26 protein-coding genes are annotated in these 25759 nt (G+C 68.2%); 21 read left to right on the forward strand and 5 right to left on the reverse strand.

The features are described 5' to 3' along the window. Positions 1-3 precede the first annotated feature (3 nt). Positions 4-696: a GntR family transcriptional regulator gene (locus tag ABD987_RS41565; protein WP_345407949.1), complete on the forward strand. Its 693-nt coding sequence runs from the start codon at positions 4-6 to the stop codon at positions 694-696. 68 nt (positions 697-764) lie between these two features. Here ABD987_RS41565 and ABD987_RS41570 read toward each other — a convergent pair whose 3' ends face one another. The 4 genes from ABD987_RS41570 to ABD987_RS41585 all read right to left on the reverse strand — a co-directional run bounded on the left by ABD987_RS41570 (position 765) and on the right by ABD987_RS41585 (position 3138). Further along, the gene (locus ABD987_RS41570) at positions 765-1025 is read right to left on the reverse strand and encodes a hypothetical protein (protein WP_345407951.1); all 261 of its coding nucleotides are present in this window, start codon (positions 1023-1025) and stop codon (positions 765-767) included. Between the two features lie 35 nt (positions 1026-1060). Then, a complete protein-coding gene (locus ABD987_RS41575; protein ID WP_345407953.1) occupies positions 1061-1564 on the reverse strand; it encodes an MFS transporter in 504 nt (167 codons plus the stop codon). Positions 1565-1579: 15 nt separating this feature from the next. Next, positions 1580-2368, reverse strand: coding sequence for an MFS transporter (locus tag ABD987_RS41580; RefSeq protein WP_345407955.1), 789 nt, complete (start codon positions 2366-2368; stop codon positions 1580-1582). Between the two features lie 122 nt (positions 2369-2490). Next, positions 2491-3138 carry a GntR family transcriptional regulator gene (locus tag ABD987_RS41585; RefSeq protein ID WP_345407957.1) on the reverse strand — a complete coding sequence of 216 codons (648 nt, stop codon included), beginning with the start codon at positions 3136-3138 and terminating at the stop codon, positions 2491-2493. 91 nt (positions 3139-3229) lie between these two features. Here ABD987_RS41585 and ABD987_RS41590 point away from each other — a divergent pair, with 91 nt between their 5' ends. The 13 genes from ABD987_RS41590 (at position 3230) to ABD987_RS41650 (ending at position 16460) form a co-directional block, all read left to right on the forward strand. After that, positions 3230-4387, forward strand: a complete 1158-nt coding sequence (locus ABD987_RS41590) for an acyl-CoA dehydrogenase family protein (protein WP_345407959.1) — start codon at positions 3230-3232, stop codon at positions 4385-4387. Next, positions 4384-5220, forward strand: coding sequence for an HpcH/HpaI aldolase/citrate lyase family protein (locus ABD987_RS41595; protein WP_345407961.1), 837 nt, complete (start codon positions 4384-4386; stop codon positions 5218-5220). Before ABD987_RS41590 ends, ABD987_RS41595 begins: the two co-directional genes overlap by 4 nt. Next, entirely contained in the window at positions 5217-6365 is a 1149-nt protein-coding gene (locus tag ABD987_RS41600; protein WP_345407963.1) for an acyl-CoA dehydrogenase family protein, read from the forward strand. The genes ABD987_RS41595 and ABD987_RS41600 overlap by 4 nt, the downstream gene beginning before the upstream one ends. 10 nt (positions 6366-6375) lie before the next feature. Further along, positions 6376-7104: a 3-oxoacyl-ACP reductase FabG gene (gene fabG, locus ABD987_RS41605; RefSeq protein WP_345407965.1), complete on the forward strand. Its 729-nt coding sequence runs from the start codon at positions 6376-6378 to the stop codon at positions 7102-7104. After that, the gene (locus tag ABD987_RS41610; protein ID WP_345407967.1) at positions 7104-7943 is read left to right on the forward strand and encodes an HTD2 family dehydratase; all 840 of its coding nucleotides are present in this window, start codon (positions 7104-7106) and stop codon (positions 7941-7943) included. The genes fabG and ABD987_RS41610 overlap by 1 nt, the downstream gene beginning before the upstream one ends. Then, positions 7936-9150: an acetyl-CoA C-acetyltransferase gene (locus tag ABD987_RS41615; RefSeq protein ID WP_345407969.1), complete on the forward strand. Its 1215-nt coding sequence runs from the start codon at positions 7936-7938 to the stop codon at positions 9148-9150. Before ABD987_RS41610 ends, ABD987_RS41615 begins: the two co-directional genes overlap by 8 nt. Next, positions 9147-9599 (forward strand): MaoC family dehydratase, encoded by a 453-nt coding sequence (locus tag ABD987_RS41620; protein WP_345407971.1) that lies wholly within the window; start codon positions 9147-9149, stop codon positions 9597-9599. Before ABD987_RS41615 ends, ABD987_RS41620 begins: the two co-directional genes overlap by 4 nt. A gap of 1 nt (position 9600) precedes the next feature. Next, complete coding sequence (locus ABD987_RS41625; protein WP_345407973.1) at positions 9601-10926, forward strand: phenylacetate--CoA ligase family protein; 1326 nt, start codon at positions 9601-9603, stop codon at positions 10924-10926. Further along, entirely contained in the window at positions 10923-12617 is a 1695-nt protein-coding gene (locus tag ABD987_RS41630; RefSeq protein ID WP_345407975.1) for a CoA-transferase, read from the forward strand. Before ABD987_RS41625 ends, ABD987_RS41630 begins: the two co-directional genes overlap by 4 nt. After that, the gene (locus tag ABD987_RS41635; RefSeq protein ID WP_345407977.1) at positions 12614-13435 is read left to right on the forward strand and encodes an enoyl-CoA hydratase/isomerase family protein; all 822 of its coding nucleotides are present in this window, start codon (positions 12614-12616) and stop codon (positions 13433-13435) included. The genes ABD987_RS41630 and ABD987_RS41635 overlap by 4 nt, the downstream gene beginning before the upstream one ends. After that, positions 13428-14567 (forward strand): CoA transferase, encoded by a 1140-nt coding sequence (locus tag ABD987_RS41640; RefSeq protein WP_345407979.1) that lies wholly within the window; start codon positions 13428-13430, stop codon positions 14565-14567. Before ABD987_RS41635 ends, ABD987_RS41640 begins: the two co-directional genes overlap by 8 nt. Before the next feature lie 128 nt (positions 14568-14695). Further along, positions 14696-15646 (forward strand): alpha/beta hydrolase, encoded by a 951-nt coding sequence (locus ABD987_RS41645; protein WP_345407981.1) that lies wholly within the window; start codon positions 14696-14698, stop codon positions 15644-15646. A 4-nt stretch (positions 15647-15650) separates the two neighbouring features. After that, positions 15651-16460 carry an SDR family NAD(P)-dependent oxidoreductase gene (locus ABD987_RS41650; RefSeq protein ID WP_345407983.1) on the forward strand — a complete coding sequence of 270 codons (810 nt, stop codon included), beginning with the start codon at positions 15651-15653 and terminating at the stop codon, positions 16458-16460. Here the strand turns inward: ABD987_RS41650 and ABD987_RS41655 are convergent. Beyond that, a complete protein-coding gene (locus tag ABD987_RS41655; RefSeq protein ID WP_345407985.1) occupies positions 16450-17037 on the reverse strand; it encodes a TetR/AcrR family transcriptional regulator in 588 nt (195 codons plus the stop codon). The two genes, ABD987_RS41650 and ABD987_RS41655, sit on opposite strands and share 11 nt — an antisense overlap. Before the next feature lie 79 nt (positions 17038-17116). Here ABD987_RS41655 and ABD987_RS41660 point away from each other — a divergent pair, with 79 nt between their 5' ends. The 7 genes from ABD987_RS41660 (at position 17117) to ABD987_RS41690 (ending at position 25753) form a co-directional block, all read left to right on the forward strand. Further along, positions 17117-18568: an aldehyde dehydrogenase family protein gene (locus ABD987_RS41660; protein WP_345407987.1), complete on the forward strand. Its 1452-nt coding sequence runs from the start codon at positions 17117-17119 to the stop codon at positions 18566-18568. After that, on the forward strand, positions 18565-19731 hold the full coding sequence (locus ABD987_RS41665; RefSeq protein ID WP_345407989.1) for a CaiB/BaiF CoA transferase family protein: 1167 nt from the start codon (positions 18565-18567) through the stop codon (positions 19729-19731). Before ABD987_RS41660 ends, ABD987_RS41665 begins: the two co-directional genes overlap by 4 nt. A gap of 16 nt (positions 19732-19747) precedes the next feature. Then, positions 19748-21310, forward strand: coding sequence for a class I adenylate-forming enzyme family protein (locus ABD987_RS41670; protein ID WP_345407991.1), 1563 nt, complete (start codon positions 19748-19750; stop codon positions 21308-21310). Further along, complete coding sequence (locus tag ABD987_RS41675) at positions 21303-22397, forward strand: zinc-binding dehydrogenase (protein WP_345407993.1); 1095 nt, start codon at positions 21303-21305, stop codon at positions 22395-22397. The genes ABD987_RS41670 and ABD987_RS41675 overlap by 8 nt, the downstream gene beginning before the upstream one ends. Positions 22398-22419: 22 nt before the next feature. Beyond that, positions 22420-23211 (forward strand): N-acyl homoserine lactonase family protein, encoded by a 792-nt coding sequence (locus ABD987_RS41680; RefSeq protein ID WP_345407995.1) that lies wholly within the window; start codon positions 22420-22422, stop codon positions 23209-23211. A gap of 207 nt (positions 23212-23418) precedes the next feature. Continuing rightward, entirely contained in the window at positions 23419-24567 is a 1149-nt protein-coding gene (locus ABD987_RS41685) for a DUF3644 domain-containing protein (protein WP_345407997.1), read from the forward strand. 832 nt (positions 24568-25399) lie between these two features. Next, positions 25400-25753 carry a hypothetical protein gene (locus tag ABD987_RS41690; RefSeq protein WP_345407999.1) on the forward strand — a complete coding sequence of 118 codons (354 nt, stop codon included), beginning with the start codon at positions 25400-25402 and terminating at the stop codon, positions 25751-25753. Positions 25754-25759: the final 6 nt, after the last annotated feature.

Here is a 25759-nt window from a genome sequence, read left to right on the forward strand (position 1 = left end):
CGGGTGGCCGACCACTCGATCAGGCTGCGAGGCGGCGAAGCACGGCAGCAGCTGCCCGAAGAAGTCGCCACCTACGTGCGCGAGCTCATCATGTCGGGCCAGGTGAAGCCCGGCGAATTCCTGCGTACGGAGCCGATCGCCGAGGCCGTGGGCGTCAGCAACACGCCCGTCCGCGAAGGCCTGCTCTCCCTGCGCAGCGAGGGCTTCGTCGATCTGGTGCCGCGCCGCGGTTTCGTCGTCGCACCGGTCTCGCGCCAGGACATCCGGGATCTCTTCTGGGCACAGGCTCAGTTCTCTTCGGAACTGGCCGCCCGCGCGGCGAAGAAGATCACTCCCGAGCAGATCGCCCGGCTGGAAGCGATCAACGAAGACTTCGAGAAGGCCGTCGAGGCCGGAGACCAGGAGACCGTCGCCCATCTCGGTCACGACTTCCACCGGCAGATCAACCTCGCGGCGGACTCGCACCGGCTCACCCTGCTGCTCAGCTCTGTGGTCAAGCACCTGCCGAACCGCTTCTACGCCTCGATCGAAGAGCACGTCACCGCGACTCGCAACGACCACGCGGAACTCGTCCAAGCGCTGCGCGGCCGCCACGCCCGCAAGGCAAGGACCATCGCCGAGCAGCACATCCTCGAGGGCGCCGACAGCGTCATCAAGATGCTCGAGGACCGGGGCCTCTGGTCCGACGAGGAGTAACTCTCGCTGGTCACGAGCGGGACGACGACCTATCCGGCCGCCGCCCCGCTCGCCGTCTTCCCCGGCGTTCACGCCGCTTCGCCCGCGATCCCGGCGGCAAGGCCACCCGCGCCGGTCAAGCGGGCCGGGACTCGCTGTCCGATCGACCCCGGCCTCGCCTGGACGACCAGCGCCCGACGGGCGAGCGCGTGCGCGGTGTACTGGTCACAGCACGGCAATCCGTCGATGAACAGATCCGGCTCGCTGCTGCAAGTGATCTCCACCCTCCCGGCGGCGACGGCTCGGAGGATCGCCAGCTCGCGGAAGCTCGGTTCGTGATCCGGAGTCATGGCGGCCTCCCGTGACAGCTAATTAATATTTTATATTATGCATGGTCTTGCTTCACGGTCAAGGAGAGCCGGGTCAGCGAGACCAGGCTGAGCAGGCAGGCCGCCAGCACGTACAGCGAAACGGACACGGTCGCCCCGGTCGACTCGATCAACGCGACCATGATGAACGGGGCCAGTCCCCCGCCCAGGATGTTCGCGAACTGGACACCCAGCGACGCGCCGGAGAACCGGACAGCCGACGGGAACATCTCGGCGAACATCGTGACCCCCGGGCCGAACATGGCGCCCACGGAGATCTGCCCGATCACGATGGCCAGCAGGATGAACCAGAAGTTGTTCGTGTCCGCCAAAGGGAAGAGCGCGAACGACCAGACTCCCGCGAGAATCACGCCGCCCGCGTAGACCGGACGCCTGCCGACGGCGTCGGACAGCCGTCCGCACAGGACGGTGCTCACACCCGTCGCGATCATCGAGAACATCACCGCGGTGAGCATCGTCCCCTTGGCAATCCCGAGGTCCCGCACCCCGTAGTCGAGCAAGCCGGTCGCGGTCGCCTAGAACATGATGGTCGCGGGCAGGAAGACGATGACCACGAGCACCAGCCGCTTCGGCCGGCGCAGCACCTCCACCACCGAAGACCTCCTGGGCTTGGCCGCCAGCTTCTCCTCCACCGAACGGAAATCCGGGGAATCCTCGATGTAGCGGTGGATGAACAGCACGACCGGGAAGGTGAAGACCCCGAGCAGGAAGGGCACCCGCCAGCCCCAGGCGATGAACTCGTCGTGCGTCAGCACCCCGGTGAGCACCACGTAGACCAGGCTGCCCAGCACCATCCCGGTGAAGATGCCCAACTGGGGAAGCGCGCCATGCAGTCCTCGCCGGTTCGCAGGGGCGTGCTCCACGGCAAGGAGTGTGGCGCCGCCCCAGACGCCACCCACCGCGATCCCCTGGACGACACGGAGAAGTACCAGCAGCACCGGCGCGATCACGCCGATCGACGCGAAGGTGGGCAGCAACCCGACCAGCGTGGTGGCCACGGCCATCGCCACGGTCGACCCGAGAAGCGCGGGTTTACGCCCGAACCGGTCCCCGATGTGCCCGAAGAGTGCCGCGCCCACCGGGCGGCCTGCGAACCCGACGGCGAACGTGGCGAACGCGGCCAGCACCCCCGCAGCAGGAGTCGTCGACGGGAAGAACTCCCGGTTGAACACCAGCGAGGCGGCGGTGCCGTAGATCAAGAAGTCGTAGTACTCGATCGATTGCGCCGCGATGGCGGCGGTGAGCACCTTGCCTCGTCGTTTCGTCTTGACTTCGGCGGGCGCGGTACGTCCTTGTACGCTCATGTCTTCCTCATCCCGGACTCGGGTGATCTCGGCGGCCAGAAGGCAGCAAAATATAAAATGCTTAGTCGGGGGACGCAAGGCCCGTCCGGTCATCGCCTCGCCCACGGCTCGCAAGCAGAGGACTAAACGCGGTCCCAGAATCCCTGCGCTTCCAGCAAGGCGACAGCTCTCTCGGCGCCATCGGCGAAGTGGTCTTCCACCGCCGCCCGCGCCTGCGGCCCCGAGCGCGCGGCCAAGGCATCGAGGATGCGACGGTGATCCTCCCCAGCCTTTCCCGGCCAGTCCTCATGAGCCTCGTAGAACCCGTGCGAGACAGTCCTGACCAGGAGGCCAAGTATCGAAGTGAGCCTGCGCGAGCCCGAACCATGGTTGATCAGCCGATGGAACTCGAAATTGAGCCGCTCCTGCTCGACCGGATCAGCACCCGCCCCGGCTCGCTCGACGAGGTCCGCCAGCGACCGAAGGCTCTCCGGAGGGAGATTCACCGCGGCCCGCTCCGCCGCCAAGCCGGACACGAGCCCGAAGACACGGTACTGGTCCCGGACGTCGTCACGGGTCAGCTCGGCGACGAACGCGCCGCGCCGGGCGACGTGCTCGACGATGCCTTCGTGGCCGAGCACGATCAGCGCCTCGCGGACCGGGAGCTTGCTGATTCCCAGAGCTTCGGCGAGCTCATCCTGGTCGATTTTGGCGCCAGGACGCAATTCCCCGGCGAAGATCCGCCGCCTGATCTCCTGGGCGGCGAGGGCGTTCAGGTTGCCTCGGCTCACGCTGCGAACATAGCTCGCGAGCACCCCTCGACACCAGAACTTGATAAAATATATTTTGTACTCGTTGTCAGGATGAGGCATAGTGTGAGGCATGTCAGCCGTGACCCCCGAGGACTTCCAGCCGATCCTGTCCCTCGTGCGCGACTTCGTCCGCGCGAAGGTCGTGCCGCGTGAGCGGGAGATCATGGACACCGACGCCATCCCCGACGACCTGCGCGGGCAAGCGGCCGAGATGGGCCTGTTCGGCTACGCGATCCCCGAAGAATGGGGCGGACTCGGCCTCGACCTGACCCAAGACGTCGAGCTGGCCATGGAATTCGGCTACACCGCGCTGGCGCTACGGTCGATGTTCGGCACCAACAACGGCATCGCCGGGCAGGTGCTGGTGAACTTCGGCACCGACGAACAGAAGGCCGCGTGGCTGGAGCGCATCGCGTCCGGCGAGGTGATCGCCTCCTTCGCGCTGACCGAACCGGGCGCCGGTTCGAACCCTGCCGGGCTGCGCACCAAGGCGGTCCGCGACGGCGACGACTGGGTGATCGACGGCGAGAAGTGCTTCATCACCAACGCGCCCATCGCCGGTCTGTTCGTGGTGTTCGCCCGCACCCGACCCGCCGACGCGTCCGGCACGGGCATCGCGGTCTTCCTCGTCCCGGCGGACACGCCCGGGGTCGAAGTCGCCGCCAAGGACAAGAAGATGGGCCAGGAAGGTGCCTGGACGGCGAACGTCTCGTTCACCGAAGTCCGGGTGCCGTCGTCGAGCCTGGTCGGGGGTGACGAGGACACCGGTTACCGCGCCGCGATGACGTCGCTGGCCCGCGGCCGGGTCCACATCGCCGCGCTGGCGGTCGGCACCGCGCAGCGCGCGCTGGACGAGTCGATCGCCCACGCCACGACGGCCACCCAAGGCGGCACCCCGATCGGTGATTTCCAGCTGGTGCAGGCGATGCTCGCCGATCAGCAGACGGGCGTGCTGGCAGGGCGGGCGCTGGTGCGCGAGACGGCGAAGCGGTACGTGTCCGGGGAGGACCGGCGGATCGGACCGTCGGCGGCGAAGCTGTACTGCACGGAAATGGCGGGCAGGATCGCCGACCTGGCCGTGCAGATCCACGGCGGCAGCGGGTACATGCGCGAGATGCCCGTCGAAAGGATCTATCGCGACGTCCGGTTGCTGCGGCTTTACGAGGGCACCAGCGAGATCCAGCGGCTGATCATCGGCGGCGGTCTGGTGCGCGGAGCGCGGCGATGACCACGCGGGCCGAATGCCTGGTGAACCGGGTGCGGGACGCGGCCACACTGCTGTTCGTTCCCGGCGACCGTCCGGAGCGGTTCGCCAAGGCGGAGAGCGCCGAAGCCGATCTCGTCGTGCTGGATCTCGAAGACGCCGTCGCACCCGAGCGCAAGGTTCACGCGCGCGAGCAGGTCGTCGCCTGGCTGGGCGAGCATCCGAACTGCGCGGTGCGGGTCAACGCGGCGGGGACCCCGTGGCACGACGAAGACCTCGCCGCCCTGGCCCGGTTCCGGTGCGTGGTCATGCTGCCGAAAGCCGATCCAGTCAGCGCCCGTGCGGCGGCCGGCGAGCTGGGTGTGCTGCCCGCCCTGATCGCCTTGATCGAAACCGCACGCGGGGTACTCGACGCGCGGGAGATCGCGTCGGTGCCGAACGTGCACCGGCTGGCGCTGGGCACGTTCGACCTGGCCGCGGAGCTAGGGATCGACCCCACGGACATCGACGCGCTTGCCCCGGCGCGCGGGGCGCTCGTGCTCGCGTCGGCGGCGGGTGGTCTTCCCGGTCCGGTGGACGGTGTGACCGGCGACCTGCGCAACACCGAGCGGCTAACCGGTGACGTCCGCTATGCGCGTCAGCTGGGGTTCACGGGGAAGTTGTGTGTCCATCCCCTGCAGGTTTCGGCGGCCGCGGCGGCGCTGCGCCCGTCCCGGGAAGAGATCCGCTGGGCGCATTCGGTGGCCGCCGCGGCCGGGGACGGCGCGGTCGCGGTGGAGGGGCAGTTGGTCGACAAGCCGGTGCTGGAGCGTGCGCGCCGCGTCCTGCGGCAGGAAAGGGAAGGGTTGCGGCGATGACGCTGTCCGATGACGAGAAGCAGATGGTCGCTTTGGTGGCGGAGTTCGTGGACGAGCGGGTCCGTCCGCGTGTCCGTGAGTTCGAAGAGGACGATGTTTATCCGGCCGAGTTCATCGACGAGATGAAGAATCTCGGGTTCTTCGGCCTGTTGGCTCCGGCCGAGTACGGCGGTGTGGACGTCAGCACGGCGTGTTTCGCGCGGGTCACCGAGGAACTCGCCCGTGGCTGGATGAGCCTGGCGGGGGCGATCGGCGGTCATTCGGTCATCACGTATCTGATCAAGACGTTCGGCACCCCGGAGCAGCGGGAGAAGTACCTGCCCGCCATGGCCGAAGGCACCATCCGGGCGACGATGGCGCTGACCGAGCCCGCGGGCGGCAGCGACCTGCAGGCGATGCGCACCTTCGCCGCGCCCGACGGCGACGGGTACTCGATCACCGGTTCCAAGACCTGGATCTCCAACGCCGCCCATTCCGGGCTCATCGGGCTGCTGTGCATCACCGATCGTGACGCCTCCCCCAGCCATCGCGGCATGAGCGTCCTGCTGGTAGAGCCAGGCGACGGGCTGACGATCTCGAAGAAGCTGCCGAAGCTGGGGTATCGCGGTGTCGAGGCCTGCGAGATCGTGTTCGACGGACGCCGGGTCGGCGCGGACGCGGTGCTCGGCGGGACACCGAATCAGGGCTGGGGCCAGATGATGCGCGGTCTGGAGATGGGCCGTGTGCAGGTCGCGTCGCGGGCGCTGGGTGTCGGGCAGGCCGCGTTGAACGCCGCCGTCCGGTATGCGCAGGAGCGGGAGTCGTTCGGCAAGCCGATCTGGAAGCACCAGTCGGTCGGGAATCTGCTGGCCGACATGGCCACCAAGATGCGTGCCGCGCGCCTGCTCACCCTGGACGCGGCCGAGAAGCTCGACGCCGGTGAACGCGCCGATATGGAGGCTGGGATGGCGAAGCTGTTCGCGTCGGAGTCGGCGATGCAGGTCGCCCTGGACGCGATCCGTGTGCACGGCGGTTACGGCTATTCCAAGGAATACGACGTCGAACGCTACTTCCGGGACGCGCCGCTGATGATCGTCGGTGAGGGCACCAACGAGATCCAGCGCAACGTCATCGCCGCCCAGCTCATCGCCCGCCACAAGATCTGAGGAACCCCACATGTCTTTGCTGACCGATCGAACCGCGGTCGTCACCGGCGGCGCCCAGGGCATCGGCTACGCCATCGCCGAACTGTTCGCCGCCGAAGGCGCCCACGTCGTCCTCGGCGACCTCGACGGCGACGCCGCCGCACGGGCCGCCGAGAAGCTGGGCGGAATCGGCGTCCGCTGCGACGTCACGAAAGCGTCCGATGTGGACGCGCTGCTCGCGGCGGCCGAGGACACGTTCTCTCCCGTGGACGTCCTGGTCAACAACGCCGGGATCACCCGCGACGCGACGCTGCGCACGATGACCGAGGACCAGTTCGACCAGGTGATCAACGTGCATCTCAAGGGCAGCTGGAACGGTGTCCGCACCGCGGCGGCGATCATGCGTGAACGCAGCCGCGGCTCGATCGTGAACATCTCGTCGCTTTCGGGCAAGGTCGGCATGGTCGGGCAGACCAACTACTCCGCCGCCAAGGCCGGCATCGTCGGGCTCACCAAGGCCGCAGCCAAGGAACTCGCCCACCACGGCGTCCGCGTCAACGCCATCCAGCCCGGCCTGATCCGCACCGCTATGACCGAGGCCATGCCCGCCAAGGTGTGGGACCAGAAGATGGCCGAGATCCCGATGCGCCGCGCCGGAGAAGTCGGCGAAATCGCCTCGGTGGCCCTGTTCCTGGCCTCGGACCTGTCGTCCTACATGACCGGCACCGTGCTGGAAGTGACCGGCGGAAGGTTCATGTGATGACCCACGTGACCACTCGGGAGCTGGTTGACCCGGCGCCGGTAGCCGCCCTTGCCGCGTTGTTCGACGACGGACTCCCTGCCCCGCAACCCGGTGACGAATTGCCGCCGTTGTGGCACTGGGTCGCTCTCCCCCGTTGGCCTGTCTCCTCGGAGCTCGGCACCGACGGGCATCCGGCTCGCGGCACCTTCCTGCCGGCGGTGGACCTGCCTCGGCGGATGTTCGCGGGCGGCGAGGTCGCCTTCCACGTCCCACTGAAGATCGGTGACACCATCGTCCGTGAGTCCACAGTGGACTCAGTGACGGAGAAGTCCGGCCGGTCCGGGAAAATGGTGATCGTCGTCGTGCGCACCCGTCTGTCCACCGAGGACGGAAGGTTGTGTCTGGAGGAACGGCAGGACCTGATCTACCGCGACCGCGGCGCCCCCGCCGAGCCCAAACCTGCCGAATTCACCCCTGTCGGTGCGCCGTTCCGCCGCGCCGAGGCGGGAACCTGGGATTTCGCCACCGATCCGACGCTGCTGATGCGGTTCTCCGCGGCGACGGCGAACCCGCACCGCATCCATTACGACTGGCCGTACGCCACCCGCACGGAGGGTTACCCCGGTCTGGTCGTGCACGGCCCGTTGATGTCCCTCGCGCTCGCCGAAACCCTCCGCCTCAACCGCCCCAGCGCTCAGGTGAAGCGGTTGAGTCATCGCAACAAGGCACCGCTGTTCTGCGGCGAGCCCGCGCTCCTGCGCGCGGACGGCTCAGTGCTGGAGTTGCTCGGGCCCGGTGGAACGCCACGAACCAGCTTGGAAGTCGATCTGCACGAGGAAGGCACTGTCCATGCGTGACGCCGTCATCTGTGAGCCCGTCCGGACCCCGATCGGCCGCTTCGGCGGCTCGCTCAAGAGCGTCCCGGCCGCCGACCTCGCCACCATCGCCGTCACCGGCCTCCTCGAACGCACCGGACTCGACCCCGAAGCCATCGACGACGTGATCCTCGGCCACTGCTACCCCAGCGCCGAAGCACCCGCGATCGGCCGCGTGGCCGCACTCGACGCCGGTCTGCCCGTGACCGTGCCGGGCATGCAGGTCGACCGCCGCTGCGGTTCCGGCCTTCAGTCCGTGGTCCAGGCCGCGCTTCAGGTGCAGGCCGGGGACAGCGACGTGATCATCGCGGGCGGCGCCGAGAGCATGAGCAACGTGATCTTCTACGCCACCGACCTGCGCTGGGGCGCCAAGAACAGCGGCGTGATGCTGCACGACGCCCTCAACCGCGGCCGCGCCACCCCCGGCGGCAAGCACCACCCAGTCGCGGGAGGCATGCTGGAGACCGCCGAAAACCTCCGCCGCGACTACGGAATCACCCGCGAGGAACAAGACCAGCTCGCCTTCACCTCGCACCAGCGCGCGGTCGCCGCCCAGAAATCCGGGGTGTTCGCCGAAGAGATCATTCCCGTCCCAGTCGAGACGAAGAAGGGCACCGTCGTCGTCGACACCGACGAACACCCCCGCGCCGACACCACCCCCGAAACCCTCGCCACACTGCGCCCCGTCCTAGGCAAACAAGACCCCGAAGCGACCGTTACCGCTGGCAACGCCAGCGGTCAGAACGACGCGGCCGCCGTCTGTATCGTCACCCACCCCGACCGCGCCGCCGAACTCGGCCTCCGCCCGCTGGTCCGGCTCGTCTCCCACGGCGTCGCCGGGGTCGCCCCGAAGATCATGGGCATCGGCCCCGTCCCCGCCACCGCGGCGGCCCTCGCCAAAGCCAGGCTCAAGATCGCGGACCTCGACCTCATCGAACTCAACGAAGCCTTCGCCGCCCAAGTCCTGGCCTGCACCCGCGAATGGGGCTTCGGCGAGTCCGACTTCGACCGGCTCAACGTCCACGGCTCCGGAATCTCACTCGGCCACCCCGTCGGCGCCACCGGCACCCGCATCCTCGCCACGCTGGCCCGCGAACTTCACCGCCGGGACGCCCGCTACGCACTGGAGACCATGTGCATCGGCGGCGGCCAAGGACTCGCCGCCGTCTTCGAAAAGGTGACCTCGTGACCCGGGTCTTCGCCTCGGCGGACGACGTGCGGGCCGTCCTCGGCGAGGAGTTCGGCCCGACCGCCTGGCTCACCGTCGACCAGGCACGAATCGACGCGTTCGCCGAAGCCACCGGTGACCACCAATGGATCCACACCGACCCGGAACGCGCCGCGACCGGCCCGTTCGGCACGACCATCGCCCACGGATTCCTGACCCTGTCGCTCATCCCGCGATTCGCGAAAGAGCTGTACCGGCTGGACTTCGGCACGGCACGGATCAACTACGGCCTAAGCAAAGTCCGCTTTCCCGCCCCGGTTCCCGTCGGCTCCCGGCTCCGCGCGTCCGCGAGCTTCACCGAACTCAAGCCCGGAACGGCCGGAGTGACGGTGACGACCCGCTACGTCGTCGAACTCGACGGCGCGGCCAAACCCGCCTGCGTCGCTGAGACCCTCGTGGTGGTGAACTGAAATGGCGGTCACCCCGTTTTCCACGCGGCACTGGAGCGCGGTCGAAACCCTCTCCCCCGTAGTTGCCCGCGAAGTGCAGAACGAGCGTCTGCGCGAGCAGGTCGCCTACCTGGCCGCGCGCAGCGAGTTCTATCAGGCGAAGATCGGTGACGATCTCACGACGATCCGGACGGTCGAGGATCTGGCCGGGCTCCCGTTCACCGAGAAGCAGGAATTGCGCGACAGTCTCGCGGCCGCTCCGCCGTTGGGGCGGCACGTCGCCGCGGACGACGTCGTGCAGGTCCAGGCCTCGTCGGGCACCACGGGCAGCCCGTCCTACGTCGGCCTGACGGCGAAGGACATCGCGACCTGGTGCGAACTCGGTGCGCGGGCGTTGTACGCCAACGGTTTCCGGCCGGGTGACCGGCTGCTGCACGCCTTCGGCATGAGCAAGGGCTTCGTGGGCGGGCTGCCGATCGTGCAGATCCTGCAGTACATGGGGATCGTCGACATCCCGGTCGGCGCCGAGGCCGGCGCGGAAAGGCTCCTGCGAGTCCAGGCAGATCAGCGCCCCGACGCACTGATCGGTACGCCGTACTTCCTCGCGCACCTCGCCGAACATGCGCCGGGAATCGTGGGCCGGCAGGCGAAAGACCTCGGAGTCCGCGCGATCAGTGTCGGTGGTGAGCCCGGTGGCGGCCTGCCCGCCGTGCGCGACAAGCTCGAATCGCTCTGGGGTGCGACGTCGCGGGAGATGCTGGGCGGAACGGACATCGCGTGCACGTACTGGGGCGAATGCGAGGCCGCCGACGGTATGCACTTCCTCTCCCCCGATCTGATGATCGCCGAGCTCGTCGATCCGGTCACCGGTGAGCAGGTCGCGCCGGTCGAAGGCGCGAGTGGGGAACTCGTGTACACCGCGTTGAGGCGCGAGGCCTCTCCCCTGCTGCGTTTCCGGACGCGTGACCACGTGGTCGTCACGGGCACGGACTGTTCCTGCGGCCGGACCGGGTACCGGATCCGGTGCGTCGGCAGGACCGACGACATGCTGATCGTCCGCGGTATCAACGTCTTCCCCTCGGCGATCCGCCAGCTCGTCGCGGAGCTCACGTCCGGCGAGATGCGGATCCGTCCTGACTTCGAGGGGCATTCGACGCAGCGTCCGCTGCCTGTCGTGGTGGAGGACACCGGCGTCGCCGACGACCGGCGGGCCACGCTCAAGACGACCATCGAACACCGGGTCCGCTCCGCGCTCAACGTCAAGACGGTGGTCGCTTTCGTGCCCGAGGGCACCTTGAAACGTCCCGACCACGTCAAGGTCGACCTCGTCGAGAGGGTGACCGCATGAGCGACTTCTGCCGTCTCGACGAGGCCATCGATCGGTACGTCCGGCCGGGCGACGCCGTCCACGTCATGATGGGGCACAGCCGCTGGAGCGCGCTGGTCCGCGAACTGGCACGGCAGCACTGGGGGAAGCCGTCGAAGTTCACGCTGATCATGGCGAGCCTCTCGTCGCTGGGCGCGGTCCTGTTCCGGTCGGGCTGCGTCGAGAAGGTCGTCACCGTCTACTCGGGCGACTCGTTCCCGGTGTTCACCCCGAATCCGGTCTTCCAGAAGGCTTATGCCGACGGCTCGGCCGAGGTCGAGAACTGGTCGTTCCTCAGCTACATCCAGCGCCTGCGCGCCGCAGCGACCGGGGTCCCCGCGATCGTGACCGGCTCGGTGCGGGATTCGTCGATGGCCGGGAACGAGGGCTACGAGGAGGTCGACACCCGGTTCGGCCGGGTGGGGCTGGTCTCGCCTCTGGTGCCGGACGTCGCGCTGGTACACGCCGCGGTCGCCGACCGGCAGGGCAACCTCGCGATCGCTCCCCCGATGTTCGAAGGCTCGATCGGCGCTTTCGCCGCCCGTCGCGGTGTGCTCGCGACCGTGGAGAAAGTCGTCGACGACCTCAGCCCGTGGTCGTCGCTGGTCCGCGTCCCCGCGCACCGTGTGCTCGCCGTCGTGGAAGCGCCTTTCGGTGCGCATCCCGGCGGGGTCTTCGCCGGTCCGGAAGGCACCCGATTGCCGGTGGAGGGGTACGCGGAGGACGTCGCGTTCTGGATCGCCGCACGGGAGGCGAGCCGATCGCCGGAGTTCGACGACTGGATCCGCGATTGGGTCCTCGATCCTGCCGATCACGACGCCTACCTGGCCAAACTCGGCAAGACTCGGCTCGACGCGCTCGTGCGCTCCAGCGGTGAGCCGACGCCGCCTACCGGCCGGGGTGCGCACAGCGGCCCCGCGACGCCGGCCGAACGTGCGGCCACATGGCTGGCTGGCCTGGTCCGGACGCGGATCGCGGAGACCGGCGCCGACGCCGTCCTCGCCGGCGCGGGCCTGGCGAACCTCGCGGCGTGGGTGGGTGTCGAGACAGCCAAGGCCGAGGGACACCGCGTCGCGCTCGCGGCCGAGCTGGGGCTCTGGGACTACACGCCGACACCGGGTGACCCGTTCATCTTCAGCTTCGCGAATTTCCCGACGTCGTCGATGCTGCTCGACACCGAACAGGTGCTCGGCACCGTGGTCAACGGGCCGTTCACGCGGTCGATCGCCTGTGTCGGCGCGGCGGAGATCGACCGCCGGGGCAACATCAACACGACCCGGATCACCGGCGGCCCCCACCTCGTCGGTTCGGGTGGCGCGAATGACGTGGTCACCAACGCGGACGAGACGCTGGTCGTCGGGACGATGAGCCCGCGCCGGTTCGTCGAACACTGCGACTACGTGACCAGTCCGGGTGCGCGCGTGCGAGCCGTGGTGACCGACGTCGGGATCCTGACCCGGCACGACGAGGAACTGGTGCTCACTCATGTCGCCCCCGGCCCCGGGCCGCTCGCCGATCGGGTGGAGTACGCCCGTTCGCGCTGTGGCTGGGAGCTCGCGGTGGCGGACGATCTGAGGGAACTGCCCGAGGTGAGCGCCGACGACCTTGCCCGGCTCCGGAAGTACGACCGAGAGGGCCTGTTCCTCGGTCAGAGCAAGAAGGGAAGCGCATGAGCCGCTACGCACGTTTCGAGAACCTCCGGGTGGACGGCCCGGACGACGCGGGCGTCGTCGAACTCGTCCTGGACGCGCCGAACCTCAACGCGGTCAGCGAGGCCGCGCACGCCGATCTCGCCGACATCTGGCGCGAGTTCGACCGCGATCCCGCCGTCATGGCGATCCTGTTGCGCGGCGAGGGCAAGGGATTCTCCGCGGGCGGCTCGTTCGACCTGATCGAGAAGCTCTCGAACGACTACGACACCCGCACCCGCACGATGCGGGAGGCCAGGGACCTGGTCTACAACGTCATCGACTGCTCGAAGCCGATCGTGTCGGCGATCCACGGTCCCGCGGTCGGTGCCGGACTCGTCGCCGGTGTGCTGGCCGATGTCTCGGTGGTCACGAAGACCGCGAAGATCATCGACGGCCACACGCGCCTCGGCGTCGCGGCCGGTGACCACGCCGCCGTGTGCTGGCCGCTGCTGTGCGGCATGGCCAAGGCGAAGTACTACCTGATGACCTGCCGCCCGCTGACCGGCGAAGAGGCCGAACGGATCGGCCTGGTCTCCCTCTGTGTCGACGAGGACGCCGAACTGCTGCCGACCGCGCGAGAAGTCGCGCGCGAGTTGGCCCTCGGCGCTCCGAACGCCATCCGGTGGACCAAGCAGAGCCTGAACGCGTGGTATCGGCAGGTCGCGGGCGCCATCTTCGATTCCTCGCTCGCGTTGGAGTTCTACGGCTTCGGCGGGCCGGAGGTCCGGGAAGGTCTCGCATCTCATCGCGAACGCCGCAAGCCCGACTTCACCCGACGGCGGGAGGACGGCGATGCCTGACCCGAACCCGGCGCTGCTCACGGGTTTGCGAGTGGTCGAGATCTCGAGCTACGTCGCCACCCCATTGTGCGGGCTCACCCTGGCCCAGCTCGGCGCCGACGTCGTCCGCGTCGAACCGCTCGGCGGGGCCGCGGACCGGACACGATGGCCACTGGCCGACTCCGGCACCAGCCTCTACTGGTCTGGTCTGAACAAAGGGAAACGCGCGGTCTCCGTGGACCTGGAGTCCGAAGTGGACCGGAAGCGAGTCGTGGACCTGATCGTCCACGGTGGACCGTGCGTCGTCGTCAGCAACACCGAACGGCATGCCGACCTCGGTTACACGGAGCTGTCCGCTCGCCGTCCCGACGTGATCCACGTGCTTCTCGAAGGACGCCCTGGCGGCGGCGCCGCGGTGGACTACACGGTGCAGGCGGGCACCGGCTTCCCTCTGATCACCGGCACCGCGGAGGCCCCCGCGCCGGTCAATCACGTGCTGCCCGCCTGGGACATCGCCGCCGGCCTATATCTGGCGATCGGCCTGCTCGCCGCCGAACGCCATCGTCAGGAGACCGGACGGGGTCGCGCGATCCGCGTCGCCCTCGAAGACGTCGCCCTGGCCACCGCGGGCAATCTCGGCTACCTGGCGGAAGCACAGGTCACCGACCACGACCGCGCCAAATCCGGCAACGACGTCTACGGCACCTACGGCCGCGACTTCCTCACTGCCGACGGAGTTCGCGTCATGCTCGTGGTGCTGACCGAACGCCACTGGACGAAACTGCTGGCCGCCACCGGCCTCACCGGCGCGTTCACCGCGCTGAGCGAGTCGCTGGGCATCGACTTCACCCAGGAATCCGCCCGCTACGAACACCGTGACGTGATCTCGACGCTCCTGGCCCGCTGGTTCAGGGCTACCACGTTCACCGACGTCGCCACCGCGCTCGACCGCCACCGCATCCTCTGGCAGCGCTACCGGAGTTTCGACGACCTCGGCCGCGACGCCCTGCGTGACCTGGACCTGTTCGACGAGATCGACCAGCCCGGTGTCGGCCCTCACCTTGCCCCGAAATCGCCGATCCTCGTCGACGGCGGCCGTCTCGCTCCCCTCGCGGCGCCGTCGGTCGGCCAGCACAACGGCGATCTGCTTTAAAGGGGGGCCACCAGTACCCCCTCTCAAGGGCATCTGGGCGGCCCCGGCGAGCACTGGCAGCGTCGGTGCTGAGGGAAGCGGAACCGCGTTCCCGAGCACGAACACTTACGACGCCAGGAGAAAGCTCCATGAGCGACATCACGATCAAGCCGGTCACGGTCAAGACCCCGTACTGGGACATCGCGGCGAATCTGCTGCTGCCGCCGGACTTCGACGACAGCAAGACCTACCCGGCCGTCGTCAGCGCCCACCCGATCGGCAGCTGCAAGGAACAGACCGCCGGGAACGTCTACGGCCCCGCGCTGGCGAAAGAAGGCTTCGTCGTCATCGCGTTCGACGCGAGCTTCCAGGGCGAGAGCGGCGGCGAGCCGCGCTGGACCGAAGACCCGGCGCGGCGGGTGGCCGACTTCTCCTACGTCGTCGACCACCTCGTGACACTGGGCTACGTCGACGCCGACCGGATCGGTGTCCTCGGCATCTGCGGTGGCGGCGGCTACGCGACCAACGCGACGATGCTCGAACGCCGGTTCAAGGCGCTCGGCGCGGTCGTGCCGGTGAACTACGGCCGCCTCATGCAGGAGGGCTTCAGCCAGTACGACGCCATCGCCCTGCTGGAGCAGGTCGCCGAGCAGCGCACCAAGGAGGCCCGCGGCGGCGACGTCCAGGTCAACGAACTGCTGCCGCCGTCCCCGGCCGCGGCGCAGGAAGCAGGCGCCACGGACAGGGACGTCGTCGAGGCCACCGAGTACTACAAGACCGACCGGGGCGGCAAACCGAACGGCGTCGCCCGGATGAACTTCGGCACCCTGAACCAGGCGCTGAACTGGGACGCGTTCCTGCGCGCCGAGACGATGCTGACCCAGCCCGCCCTGATCGTCGTCGGCGACCAGCCGGGCGCTTTCGGCTCGTACCGCGACGGGATGGAGCTCTACGGTCGCATCGCGTCTTCGAAGGACCGGCAGCTGGTCGTGGCCGAGGGCTACTCGCACTACGACCTCTACGACCGGCCCGAACCGGTCAAGATCGCGCTCGACGCGCTGATCCCGTTCTACCGCAAGCACCTGGGACAGGATGCCTGACGTCATGGCGAAGAACGTACTCGTCACCGGAGCGTCGTCTGGTTTCGGCGAAGCCCTCGTCACCGAGTTCGCGAAGTCCGGCTGGAACGTCGCGGCCACGATGCGCGACCCCGGCAAGGCTCCCGCCGGTTTCAGCGACCTGCCGAACGTTCTCGTACGGCCCCTCGACGTCACCGACGAGGCGTCGATCAACGAGGCCGTCATCGCCGTCGAGTCGCACTTCGGCCCGATCGACGTGCTGCTCAACGTCGCCGGCAACGTCGTCCAGGGCACGCTCGAAGAGCTCTCGCTCGAGCAAGTCCGGGCGCAGCTCGAGACCAATGTCGTCGGTCTCGTGGCCGTGGCGAAAGCTCTCCTGCCGGGAATGCGGCAGCGCGGCAGCGGCCACATCGTCAACTTCTCCTCCGGTGGAGGTCTCATCGGTGTGCCGCGGCTCGACGCCTACGTCGCGTCGAAGTTCGCCGTCGAGGGTCTGAGTGAAGCGCTGTCCCGTGATGTCGCGCATCTCGGCCTGAAGGTGTCCATCGTCGAACCGGGTGTCTTCGCGACTCGCCTCGGTGATTCCGCGGTTCAGCCCGCACGGCCGCTCGACGCCTATGCCCCGGCCGCTGAGCAGTTGCCGGGCCTGTACGACTGGACTCCCGGTGATCTCCAGGGCGCCGCCGAGGCCATCGTCGCGATCGCCGGACAGCCCGACGCGCCCTTGCGGCTGTACGTGGGTCATGGGCTGGACGACGTGCGCCGTCACTACCAGGACCGCCTCGACGGATGGGCCGCCTACGAGCACCTCACCCGCCGCACCCTCAGTTCCTGAACAGCCCGACGAGAATGTGGGAGACCGACTCGGCGAACTCGTCCACGCCGAGTCGGTCCCTCGGGTCGAACCATTCGCCGATGAGCGCCAGCCCTCCCAACGCCAGATTCAAGGTCAGGTGCAGGTCCTCGGCCAGCTCGTCCACCACGGCACGGAAGATCATGGTCTGCTCGCGACGGAGTTCGTCGCGACGGGCTTCCAGCGCCGCGACCGGGATCCGCACCTTGAGGAACAGCGGGATGAACTCGGGATACTCGCGAAGGGCGATCACGGCTTCCTCGCGGAACATCAGCCGTAGCCTTTCCCGTGGCGGGTGTTCCGACTCCGCGATCGTGACGAGCCGGGGGAACACCTCCGCGGCCGCGTGCTCCATGCACCTGAGAAACAGCTCTTCCTTCGACGAGAAGTAGTGATAGAGGCTGGGACCGCGCAGATCCAAGGCTGCGCCGATGTCCTCGAAGTTCGTCGCCTCGTAGCCGCGCTCGGCGAAGAGCCGGGCGGCGGTGTGCTCGATGAGCCGGATCCTCTCGGCACGCTTGCGCGTCGCGCGTGTCTCGATGCCGCTCGCGCTCTCCATCTGGCCTCCTCACTTGCCCGATTTGAACGCACAATATATTATCTATTCATTCGTAGGGAATCTAGCGGTCGGGAGAATCGTGGAAGCGGCAGGCGTACGGGTACCGCACACCGACGACGTCTTCATCGGTGGCGAGTGGCGGCAGGCGACGGGAGACGTGCACACCATCGTGTCCCCCTCGGACGAGAAGCCGGTCGGCACGGCACGGCAGGCCTCCGAGGCGGACGCCACCGCGGCGGTCGACGCCGCCTTCTCCGCCCGTGGAGCGTGGGCCGCCACTCCCCTGGCCGACCGGGCCGCGACCTGCGCCCGCTGGCTGGACAACGTGGACCGGCTCGCGGCCGATCTGGACGTGGTGTGGGCCGTCGAGGCGGGAATGCCGGTGCGGCACGGCAGGGCACTGCACCGGTTCGGCACTCTCGCCGCGTGGCGCTCGGCGCTCGACGGCGCAGAGGAGATGTTGCGGGAACGACGCCGGTCCTCGGAACTCGGCGATGTCCTCCTGCGCCGGGAGCCGGCCGGTGTCGTGGCGGCGATGTTGCCCTACAACGGTCCGGTGGTGACGGTGGCGTCCAAGGTCGTCCCGGCGTTGCTCGCCGGGTGCCCCGTGATCGTCAAGGCGGCGCCGGAATCCTCACTGACGATGGCGTTGGTGGCGGACTGCGCCCGGCAGGCCGGTTTCCCCGCCGGAGTGGTGAATTTCGTGTCGGGACCGGCCGCCGTCGGGCAGGCGCTGACCCGGGATTCCCGGGTGGATCTGGTCTCGTTGACCGGCGGGCACTCGGCTGCGCAAGACGTCCTCGCGGCCACGCACGGCCGGTACGCGCGCACCCAGCTGGAGCTCGGTGGAAAGTCGCCGGCGGTGATCCTGGACGACGCGCCGCTGGACAAGGTGCTGCGGGCGCTCGTGCCCGGCGCCACCAACGGGGCGGGCCAGGTGTGCGCGCTGCTGTCCCGGATCCTGGTCTCCGAACGCCGGCACGACGAGGTCGTCGAGCGGCTGAAGTCCGCCTGGGAACGCCTCGTCATCGGCGATCCGCTCAATCGCGCGACGCACATCGGCCCGCTGATCAACGAGACGGCCCTGCGCCGCACCGAAGGTTTCGTCGCCCGTGCACGCCATGACGGCGCCCGGCTCGTCACCGGCGGCGGGCGGCCCATCGGGCTGGAGACCGGGTGGTTCCACCAGCCCACGGTGTTCACCGACGTCGCCGAGAACGCCGAACTGGTCCAGCACGAGGTGTTCGGACCGGTGACCGCCGTGCAGGTGTACCGCGACATCGACGACGCCGTCCGCTTGGCCAACGCCACCGAGTTCGGGTTGTCGGGCGCGGTGTACACCGCCGACATCGAGGCGGGGATCGAGGTGGCGGGCCGGATCCGCGCCGGTGCGGTGGCGGTCAACTCGTTCGGCCCGGCGATGAGCGCACCCTTCGGCGGGATCGGGGCGTCGGGCTGGGGCCGCGAGTCCGGACCGGAAGGGATTCTCGGTTTCACCGAACTCAAGCAGATCCTCGTCGGTGCCGCATGAACGCGGGACCGCTGGCGGGACTGAAGGTCATCGAACTCGCCGGGATCGGGCCGGGACCGTGGTGCGGCATGCTGCTCAGCGACCTCGGCGCCGACGTGCTGCGTGTGGACCGGCCATCGGCTGTGGGCACGATGCGCACCGATCTCGGTGCCACCAACGGGCGGCAACCGGCTTTCGTCAACGACCGGGGGCGGCGTTCGATCGCGGTCGACCTGAAGCACCCCGAAGGCGTCGATCTGGTGCTGCGGCTGGTCGAACAGGCCGACGTCCTCATCGAGGGCAATCGCCCGGGAGTCGCCGAGCGGCTCGGAGTGGGTCCGGAAGATTGCTTCGCGCGCAACCCCAGCCTGGTCTACGGGCGGGCCACGGGCTGGGGCCAGGACGGCCCCCTGAGCCAGACCGCCGGACACGACCTCAACTACCTCGCCACGTCCGGCCTGCTCGCGACGATGGGGCCCGCGGGCGGGGCACCGGCGATCCCGCTCAACCTGCTCGGCGACTACGCCGGTGGCGGGCTGATGCTCGCCATGGGCCTGGTGGCGGCTTTGTGGGAAGCCCGGAACGGCGGACCCGGCCAGGTCGTCGACGCGTCGATGCTCGACGGAATCGCCCTGCTCGGCGGCGTCTTCTACGGACAGCACCAAGCCGGGATGCTCCGGCCCGGGCGAGGCAGCAACACCCTCGACGGCGGCGCACCGTTCTACACCGTTTACGAGACCTCCGACGGTGGCTGGATGGCCGTCGCCGCGATCGAGGCAAAGTTCTTCGCCGAGCTGCTCGACGTCCTCGGGCTGGCGCCGGAACTCACCGCGCTCCAATGGAACCGCGCCGAGTGGCCGTCGCTGCACGCGAAGATCGCCGGCACCTTCCGCACCCGCTCGCGTGCCGCTTGGGAAGCCCTGTTCGACGGCCGGGAAGCGTGCACGACACCGGTCCTCGACCTCGATGAGGCACTGCGTCACGAACACGCGGCGGCCAGGGCGAGCTTCGTTCCCGTCGACGGCGTGCTGCAGCCCGCTCCGGCGCCACGGTTCAGCCGGACTCCCGGCGCCGTCCAAGGTCCGGCGGTCCCGGCCGGTGCCGACACCGCCACCGCACTGCCCGACTGGGGTCTGTCCGACCGTGAGGTGGCCGCTTTGCGTGCCTCCGGAGCGATCGTCTGAAACACGGGAGTCATCAATGAGGATGAGCCTCAACTACGTCACCGATGCGATCGCCGGGCAGATGCCGGTCGTGGACCCCAGTCTCCCGGCCGTCGTGCTGGGCGGCGAACCCGCGGTGTCCTGGACGGAACTGCGGGCGCGGGAACTGCGCTACGCGCGTGCCCTGCAACGAGCGGGCATACGGAAAGGCGACCGGGTCGGAATCCTGCTGCGCAACTGCGTCGACTACGTCGCGCTGTACCTGGCAGTCGGCAGAGTGGGCGGCATCGCCGTTCGCCTCAACTGGCGACTGACCGGCCCGGAACTCCAGTTCGCCCTCAGCGACTCGGGCGCGAGCCTGCTGCTGTTCGACGCCGAGTTCGCGGTGACGATCGAAGGCATCCGCGACCGCATCGCGGTCACCACCTACGTTTCGCGCCCCTCGACCGGCGCGGCCCCGGACTGGGCCACTCCCCTGCCGGTGTTCGCCGCGCAGGAATCCGACGCCACGGGCTTCCCCGAGGTGAGCGCCGACGACCCGGTGTCGCTGATGTACTCCTCCGGCACGACCGGACGGCCGAAAGGCGTGCTGTTCTCCCACGGCAACGCGTTGTGGATCGGCGCCGTCCAGGCGCAGCGGTGGCGCATCGACGAGCGCACCGTCGCCCAGACCAGCGGGCCGCTTTTCCACGCGGGCGGCTTCGAAGTGTTGCTGCTGCCCGCTCTTCTCGCACACGGCACGGCGGTCACCTTCCCCTCCGGCAACTTCACCTGCGAACGGTTCCTCGAAGTCGCGCGCCACAACGGCACGACGTCCATGCTGCTCTACCCGTTCATGCTCGCCGACCTGCTGCAAAGGGACGCCGTCGAGACTCTCGTCCCCGCCACACTCCGCCGGATCGTCACCGGCGGCGACGTCGTCATGCCGTGGATCTACGACGAGCTGGAACGACGGCTCCCCGGCGTCGAACTCGTGCAGTCCTACAGCCTCACCGAAGGCGGCGCCGTCAGCACCAGCCTGGAATTCGCGATGGCGCGCGGCCGCGAAAGCAGCATCGGTCGCCCGCAGGCCATGACCGAAGTAAAGGTGATCAGGCCGGACGGAACACCCACCGGCGCCGGAGAAGTCGGTGAGATCTGCGTCCGCAGCGGCGGGATGAGCATCGGCTACTGGAACCTGCCCGACGCCACCAAGGCGACCTTCGTCGACGGATGGTGTCACTCCGGCGACCTGGGCAGCGTCGACGAAGACGGTTTCCTGACGATCGCCGGGCGGGCCAAGGACATGTACCGCAGCGGCGGCGAAAACGTGTATCCGGCCGAAGTCGAGATGGTCCTGACAGGACACGACGACGTCGCCGACGCGGCGGTGATCGGCGTCCCCGACCCCAAATACGTCGAGACCGGCGCCGCGATCATCGTGCCCGCCGAAGGCCACACCGTCGACCCCGAACAAGTGCGCCGATGGCTGACGGAACGGCTCGCCAAATACAAGGTCCCCAAACACTTCCACTTCGTGAGCGACCTCCCGCGTAACGCCAGCGGGAAGGTTCTCAAGAGCGTTCTCCGCAAAACCTATGGAGGCAAGCGAAATGACTGAAGCCGCGCTGCTCGAAAAGGCGGGCTCCGCCCTCCGGATCACCGAGATCACGCTGGCCGACCCCGGCCCGGGAGAGGTCGTCGTCGAAGTACGCGCCACCGGCGTGTGCCAATCCGACGTCGGCGTCTTCACCGGAAAGCTCCCCGCGCCGGTGCCGCTGGTCCTCGGCCACGAGGGCGCGGGCGTGGTCGTCGAGGTCGGCGACGGCGTCGAGGACCTGAAATCCGGTGATCAGGTGGTGCTGTCCTGGCTGGCCAGCTGCGGCAGCTGTTTCTACTGCCAGCGAGCCGAACAGCACCTGTGCGGCCGCCCGCGGACCATGCTCGGCGCGCACACCATGGTCGACGGAAGCACCCGGATGAGCCTGGACGGCGCCCCCGTCCGCCAGTTCTGCGGGCTGGGCAGCTTCTCGCAGCGGACCGTCGTTCCCGCCGGAGCTGCGATCAAGATCCCCGACGACATCCCGATCGCCTCCGCCGCCTTGCTCGGCTGCGGTGTCCTCACCGGATTCGGTGCCGCCGTGCACACCGGTGACGTGCGCGTGGGCGACACCGTCGTCGTCGTCGGCTGCGGCGGCGTCGGGCTCAACGCCGTGCAAGGCGCCCGGATCGCCGGAGCCACCACCATCATCGCGATCGACGTACACGCCGACCGCCTGGCGCTGGCCACCGAACTAGGCGCGACCCACACCCTGACCGCGGGATCCGACGTCGTCAAGCAGGTCCAGGCACTCACCGGACGTCGTGGCGCGGACGTCGTGATCGAGGTGGCCGGACGCCACGAAACCGTGCAGCAGGCGATCGCCATGTCACGCCGCGGCGGCACGACGGTCCTCGTCGGCGCCGGACCGGGAGTCGGCATCGACGAGGTCTTCGGCAACGTCGTCATGGCAGGCAAGACGGTGAAGGGCTGCCTGTACGGATCAGCACACGTCAAACGCGACATCCCGCGACTGGTCGAGCTGTACCGAAGCGGCACCCTGCACCTCGACCAGCTGGTCACCGAGACCTTCGCCTTCGCCGACATCGCCAAAGCCGTCGCCTACTGCGCCGCGGAACAAGGCGCCCGCGCCGTCGTCGTCGCCTGACCCTCGCCCGAAGGAGACCTCCGTGTCCGGCACCATCAAGCACCTCTGGGCATTTGACGCCCCCACCATCGCCGCCGACTGCGGCCTGTTTCAGCTCGGCACCGGCGGAACCCAACTCGCCGTGCCGATCCCGACGTTCCTGATCGAGCACGGCCTCGGCCTGCTCATGTTCGACTCCGGACTCGACAGCAACGCCGCCGGCGACCCCGCCCGCGCCTACGGCCCCCTCGCCGAAGCCTTCGACATCCAGTTCCCGGAGGAGCACCGGCTGGACACCCAACTGGAGTCGATCGGCTTCACCACCAAGGACGTCCGGCAGATCGTCATCTCGCACCTGCACTTCGACCACACCGGCGGCCTCGACCTGTTCCCCGGCGCACAAGGCTTCATCGGAGCCGACGAACTGCGCTACGCCCGCACCCCACGCGCACTCGACGCCGCCATGTTCCGGGAGCACGACCTCGACGCGGCGAGCCGGATCGACTGGCTCGAGGTCCCCCGCGGCTACGACCACGACGTCTTCGGCGACGGCAGCGTGACGATCCTGTCCCTGCCCGGCCACACCCTCGGCACCCTCGGACTCCAGGTGCGCTTGCCCGACGGGAACCACATCGTCCTCACCAGCGACGCCGCCCACCTGCGCAGCAACATCGACCAGACCACCGGCATGCCACTGGACGTCTCCAACCCCGACAAGGAGAACGGCCTGCGCAAACTGAAGCTGCTCGCCAGCCGACCGGACACCACGGTCTGGGTCAACCACGACCCCGACGACTGGAAGCTCAACCGACCTGACGGACGCCAGATCGCCTGATGCCGGTGTCTCAGCAGGACGCTCATGCGGTAGGCGCTCAGCTTGAGCTGCTCGAACGTCCCAGCCGCGGTCGTCCCGCCCAGATGTCGCTTTGAGCTCGTGGTGTCGACCTACCTTCGGAATCCGCCACGAACTGGGCAGGCCAGTAACAGTCGGTGACGCAATCCCGACCTTCATCTTATGGCACCGCGACCACGATTCATGCACATGGTCGACGCTTCTCGCGATGAAGCTCAGCTCGCCGTGCGCTTGTACAACGACTCGTCGGAGATCCGTTCCTTCGAGGGCTTCGCCGTGCACATGCACCTTGCCTGGCTCTACCTCCTGCATGCCGAACTCACCCGGGACAGCATCGACTTCCGCTACTGGCGCACTCAGGGACGAGCGAAGCGGCTGGAACGGGTCGACGGTGAACCGAAACGCTGGGACCTGGCTACCTGTGTGCGGCATCGCTGGCCCGACAAGGCGGCCCCAGTGCGGGCCAACCTCGAATTCTTCGTCGCGCTCCGCAACAAGATCGAGCACCGGTACGCCCGCGACCAGCAAGCACTCTCCGTCTCCGTGGGCGGCCAGAGCCAGGCGCTCCTGCTTAACTACGAGCAGGAGCTCACTGATCAATTCGGACCGGGCTCGTCCCTCGCGAGCCGCCTGCGGTTTCCGGTCTTCGTTGGAAGCTTCACCGACGAGGGAGAACGCACCCTGCGACGGCTGCGCTCGCAGCTACCCGCGCCACTGAGGACCTTCATCGCCGACTACGACGCCGGCCTCGACGTTTCCGTCGCCCGAGACCCGCGGTACGACTTCCGGCTACGCGTACTCCAGGAACTCGCCCCCAAAGACCCGGACGCGCTCGCGGTCCAGTTCACCCGCTACGACGACCTCACCGACGAACAACGGGCCACCGTCGAAGCGATCGGCAGAAAAGGCTACGTCGTCGTGCGCGAACACAAACGACCCGTCGTCGGCCATGGGTTGCTCCGGCCAACACAGGCCGCGCGAGCAGTTCAAGACCACATACCGTTCATATTCAACACAAGCCTATTCACCATGGCCTGGAAGAAACTCCGCGTGCGGCCGAGGGTCGGAGATCCACATCCCGAGAGGACAGACGAAAAGTACTGCCTCTACGACGAGCCACACAACGACTACGGCTACACCGAGGCCTACATCGCTAAGCTATCGCGCGAGTGCGCCACCGAAACCGGCTTCCGGGCCCTACTCGCGACCGCCCCGAGAGACAAGGTGACCGGCGACTGGGTGGGACCGCCACCGCTCAGTGCGACACCACCCTGGAGACGATCAGCCCCGCCCATTGCGCAGGAGCCTCCGGACATGGATGCGATGCGCTCAGCCTGACGCCTCTCGAAGGCAATGGCATGGTGGGACTACGCGTCCCGGGGTCCGCACAGCTGCCGGGAGCATCAGATGTGGCGGTCATCACCACCAGTGTCACTCAGCGCCGGGACAGACTATCCGTGCCGTACGGGGTAAACAACTTTCGACGAACTGCACGCCTCTGCTCGGAACTGAGTCCAGCAAAAGCTTCGGCTGCCATTCTCCGCAGGCGTGACGATCGCCAGAGGCTCGAAGTCGGGTCCGAGCGTTGCGCTCTCGTGTCACTAGGGAGAACATGATCCACACGTATGGTGGTGAGAAACATCTTGACGACCACCTTGATCTGCGACGAGCGCCGTATAGTCGGGGAGGGGCTCACCTGTGCGCTGTGCTCGGTGCCGGGGGCCAACCGCATCGATCATGTCATGCATGGCGATGAGCTGCGGACCGCAGTTCCCAGTTCGTGTCGATGTCCAGGAGCAGTGATGTCATCAAGGAGCACCTCGATCGTCGCGGCGAGTGCCGTAGAACCGGCACCGCGGTAACAGGCTCGTCGCCTCCTTTTGGCTCGTCCCTTTGCCTACGAACATCGAATCGATCAGTTCTTCAAGTCCAAATCGGCAACGTTCTCGTCAGACTCGCCCTCGCTGTAACCCTATCGCTCGCTCTGACGACCTCTTGACGCACCAGTTTGCCGGGCCAGTCCGCAAGATGACTGGGATCGATGTGGATCAAGGGAGCAGAGAGGCGACAACAGATCGATCCAATCGGCCGCAGGACTGGCCTGGGCAGGGCTTCAGCGTTGCTCGTCCTGTGCGCCGTTACTGCCGCTTGCCAGCCTTCCACTACCGCGTTGCCTGTTCAATCCGCACCGACGGTAACCGAGAGCGCGTCATCCACACCAGCGGCGAGCCCGGTCAAAACCGAAGTCGGGCCCGGCTACGCGCCATTCGGCCATTTCCTCTACAAACGCCCGTTCAACACTCCCGAGGATCCGCGCGTCGACGGACCGATCGACCTGTACGTGATCGGGCACGGACAGGTCCTCCTGCGAGCTGCTTCTCTGTTCCCCGAGCGGGACATCGTGACCGAGTCGTACACCAGCATCGGCACCGCCGACAGACCACTCATCGCGGCCGCCGTGCAGATCCGGGACGAGGCCAGAGGCGCCGTGATGCGGGACTATGGCCGAACACCACGTAGGTGACAGCCG

This window comes from Amycolatopsis samaneae, from assembly GCF_039541975.1.
Classification (GTDB): Bacteria; Actinomycetota; Actinomycetes; order Mycobacteriales; family Pseudonocardiaceae; genus Amycolatopsis; species Amycolatopsis samaneae.

Excerpts from the sequence above, each read along its gene's own strand:
- ABD987_RS41590 (WP_345407959.1), top strand. The coding sequence starts at position 3,230 with ATGTCAGCCGTGACCCCCGAGGACTTCCAGCCGATCCTGTCCCTCGTG.
- ABD987_RS41600 (WP_345407963.1), top strand. The coding sequence starts at position 5,217 with ATGACGCTGTCCGATGACGAGAAGCAGATGGTCGCTTTGGTGGCGGAG.
- ABD987_RS41630 (WP_345407975.1), top strand. The coding sequence starts at position 10,923 with ATGAGCGACTTCTGCCGTCTCGACGAGGCCATCGATCGGTACGTCCGG.
- fabG (WP_345407965.1), top strand. The coding sequence starts at position 6,376 with ATGTCTTTGCTGACCGATCGAACCGCGGTCGTCACCGGCGGCGCCCAG.
- ABD987_RS41615 (WP_345407969.1), top strand. The coding sequence starts at position 7,936 with ATGCGTGACGCCGTCATCTGTGAGCCCGTCCGGACCCCGATCGGCCGC.
- ABD987_RS41650 (WP_345407983.1), top strand. The coding sequence starts at position 15,651 with ATGGCGAAGAACGTACTCGTCACCGGAGCGTCGTCTGGTTTCGGCGAA.
- ABD987_RS41570 (WP_345407951.1), bottom strand. The coding sequence starts at position 1,025 with ATGACTCCGGATCACGAACCGAGCTTCCGCGAGCTGGCGATCCTCCGA.
- ABD987_RS41625 (WP_345407973.1), top strand. The coding sequence starts at position 9,601 with ATGGCGGTCACCCCGTTTTCCACGCGGCACTGGAGCGCGGTCGAAACC.
- ABD987_RS41675 (WP_345407993.1), top strand. The coding sequence starts at position 21,303 with ATGACTGAAGCCGCGCTGCTCGAAAAGGCGGGCTCCGCCCTCCGGATC.
- ABD987_RS41670 (WP_345407991.1), top strand. The coding sequence starts at position 19,748 with ATGAGGATGAGCCTCAACTACGTCACCGATGCGATCGCCGGGCAGATG.
- ABD987_RS41655 (WP_345407985.1), bottom strand. The coding sequence starts at position 17,037 with ATGGAGAGCGCGAGCGGCATCGAGACACGCGCGACGCGCAAGCGTGCC.
- ABD987_RS41645 (WP_345407981.1), top strand. The coding sequence starts at position 14,696 with ATGAGCGACATCACGATCAAGCCGGTCACGGTCAAGACCCCGTACTGG.
- ABD987_RS41665 (WP_345407989.1), top strand. The coding sequence starts at position 18,565 with ATGAACGCGGGACCGCTGGCGGGACTGAAGGTCATCGAACTCGCCGGG.
- ABD987_RS41580 (WP_345407955.1), bottom strand. The coding sequence starts at position 2,368 with ATGAGCGTACAAGGACGTACCGCGCCCGCCGAAGTCAAGACGAAACGA.
- ABD987_RS41685 (WP_345407997.1), top strand. The coding sequence starts at position 23,419 with ATGGTCGACGCTTCTCGCGATGAAGCTCAGCTCGCCGTGCGCTTGTAC.
- ABD987_RS41610 (WP_345407967.1), top strand. The coding sequence starts at position 7,104 with ATGACCCACGTGACCACTCGGGAGCTGGTTGACCCGGCGCCGGTAGCC.
- ABD987_RS41635 (WP_345407977.1), top strand. The coding sequence starts at position 12,614 with ATGAGCCGCTACGCACGTTTCGAGAACCTCCGGGTGGACGGCCCGGAC.
- ABD987_RS41595 (WP_345407961.1), top strand. The coding sequence starts at position 4,384 with ATGACCACGCGGGCCGAATGCCTGGTGAACCGGGTGCGGGACGCGGCC.
- ABD987_RS41640 (WP_345407979.1), top strand. The coding sequence starts at position 13,428 with ATGCCTGACCCGAACCCGGCGCTGCTCACGGGTTTGCGAGTGGTCGAG.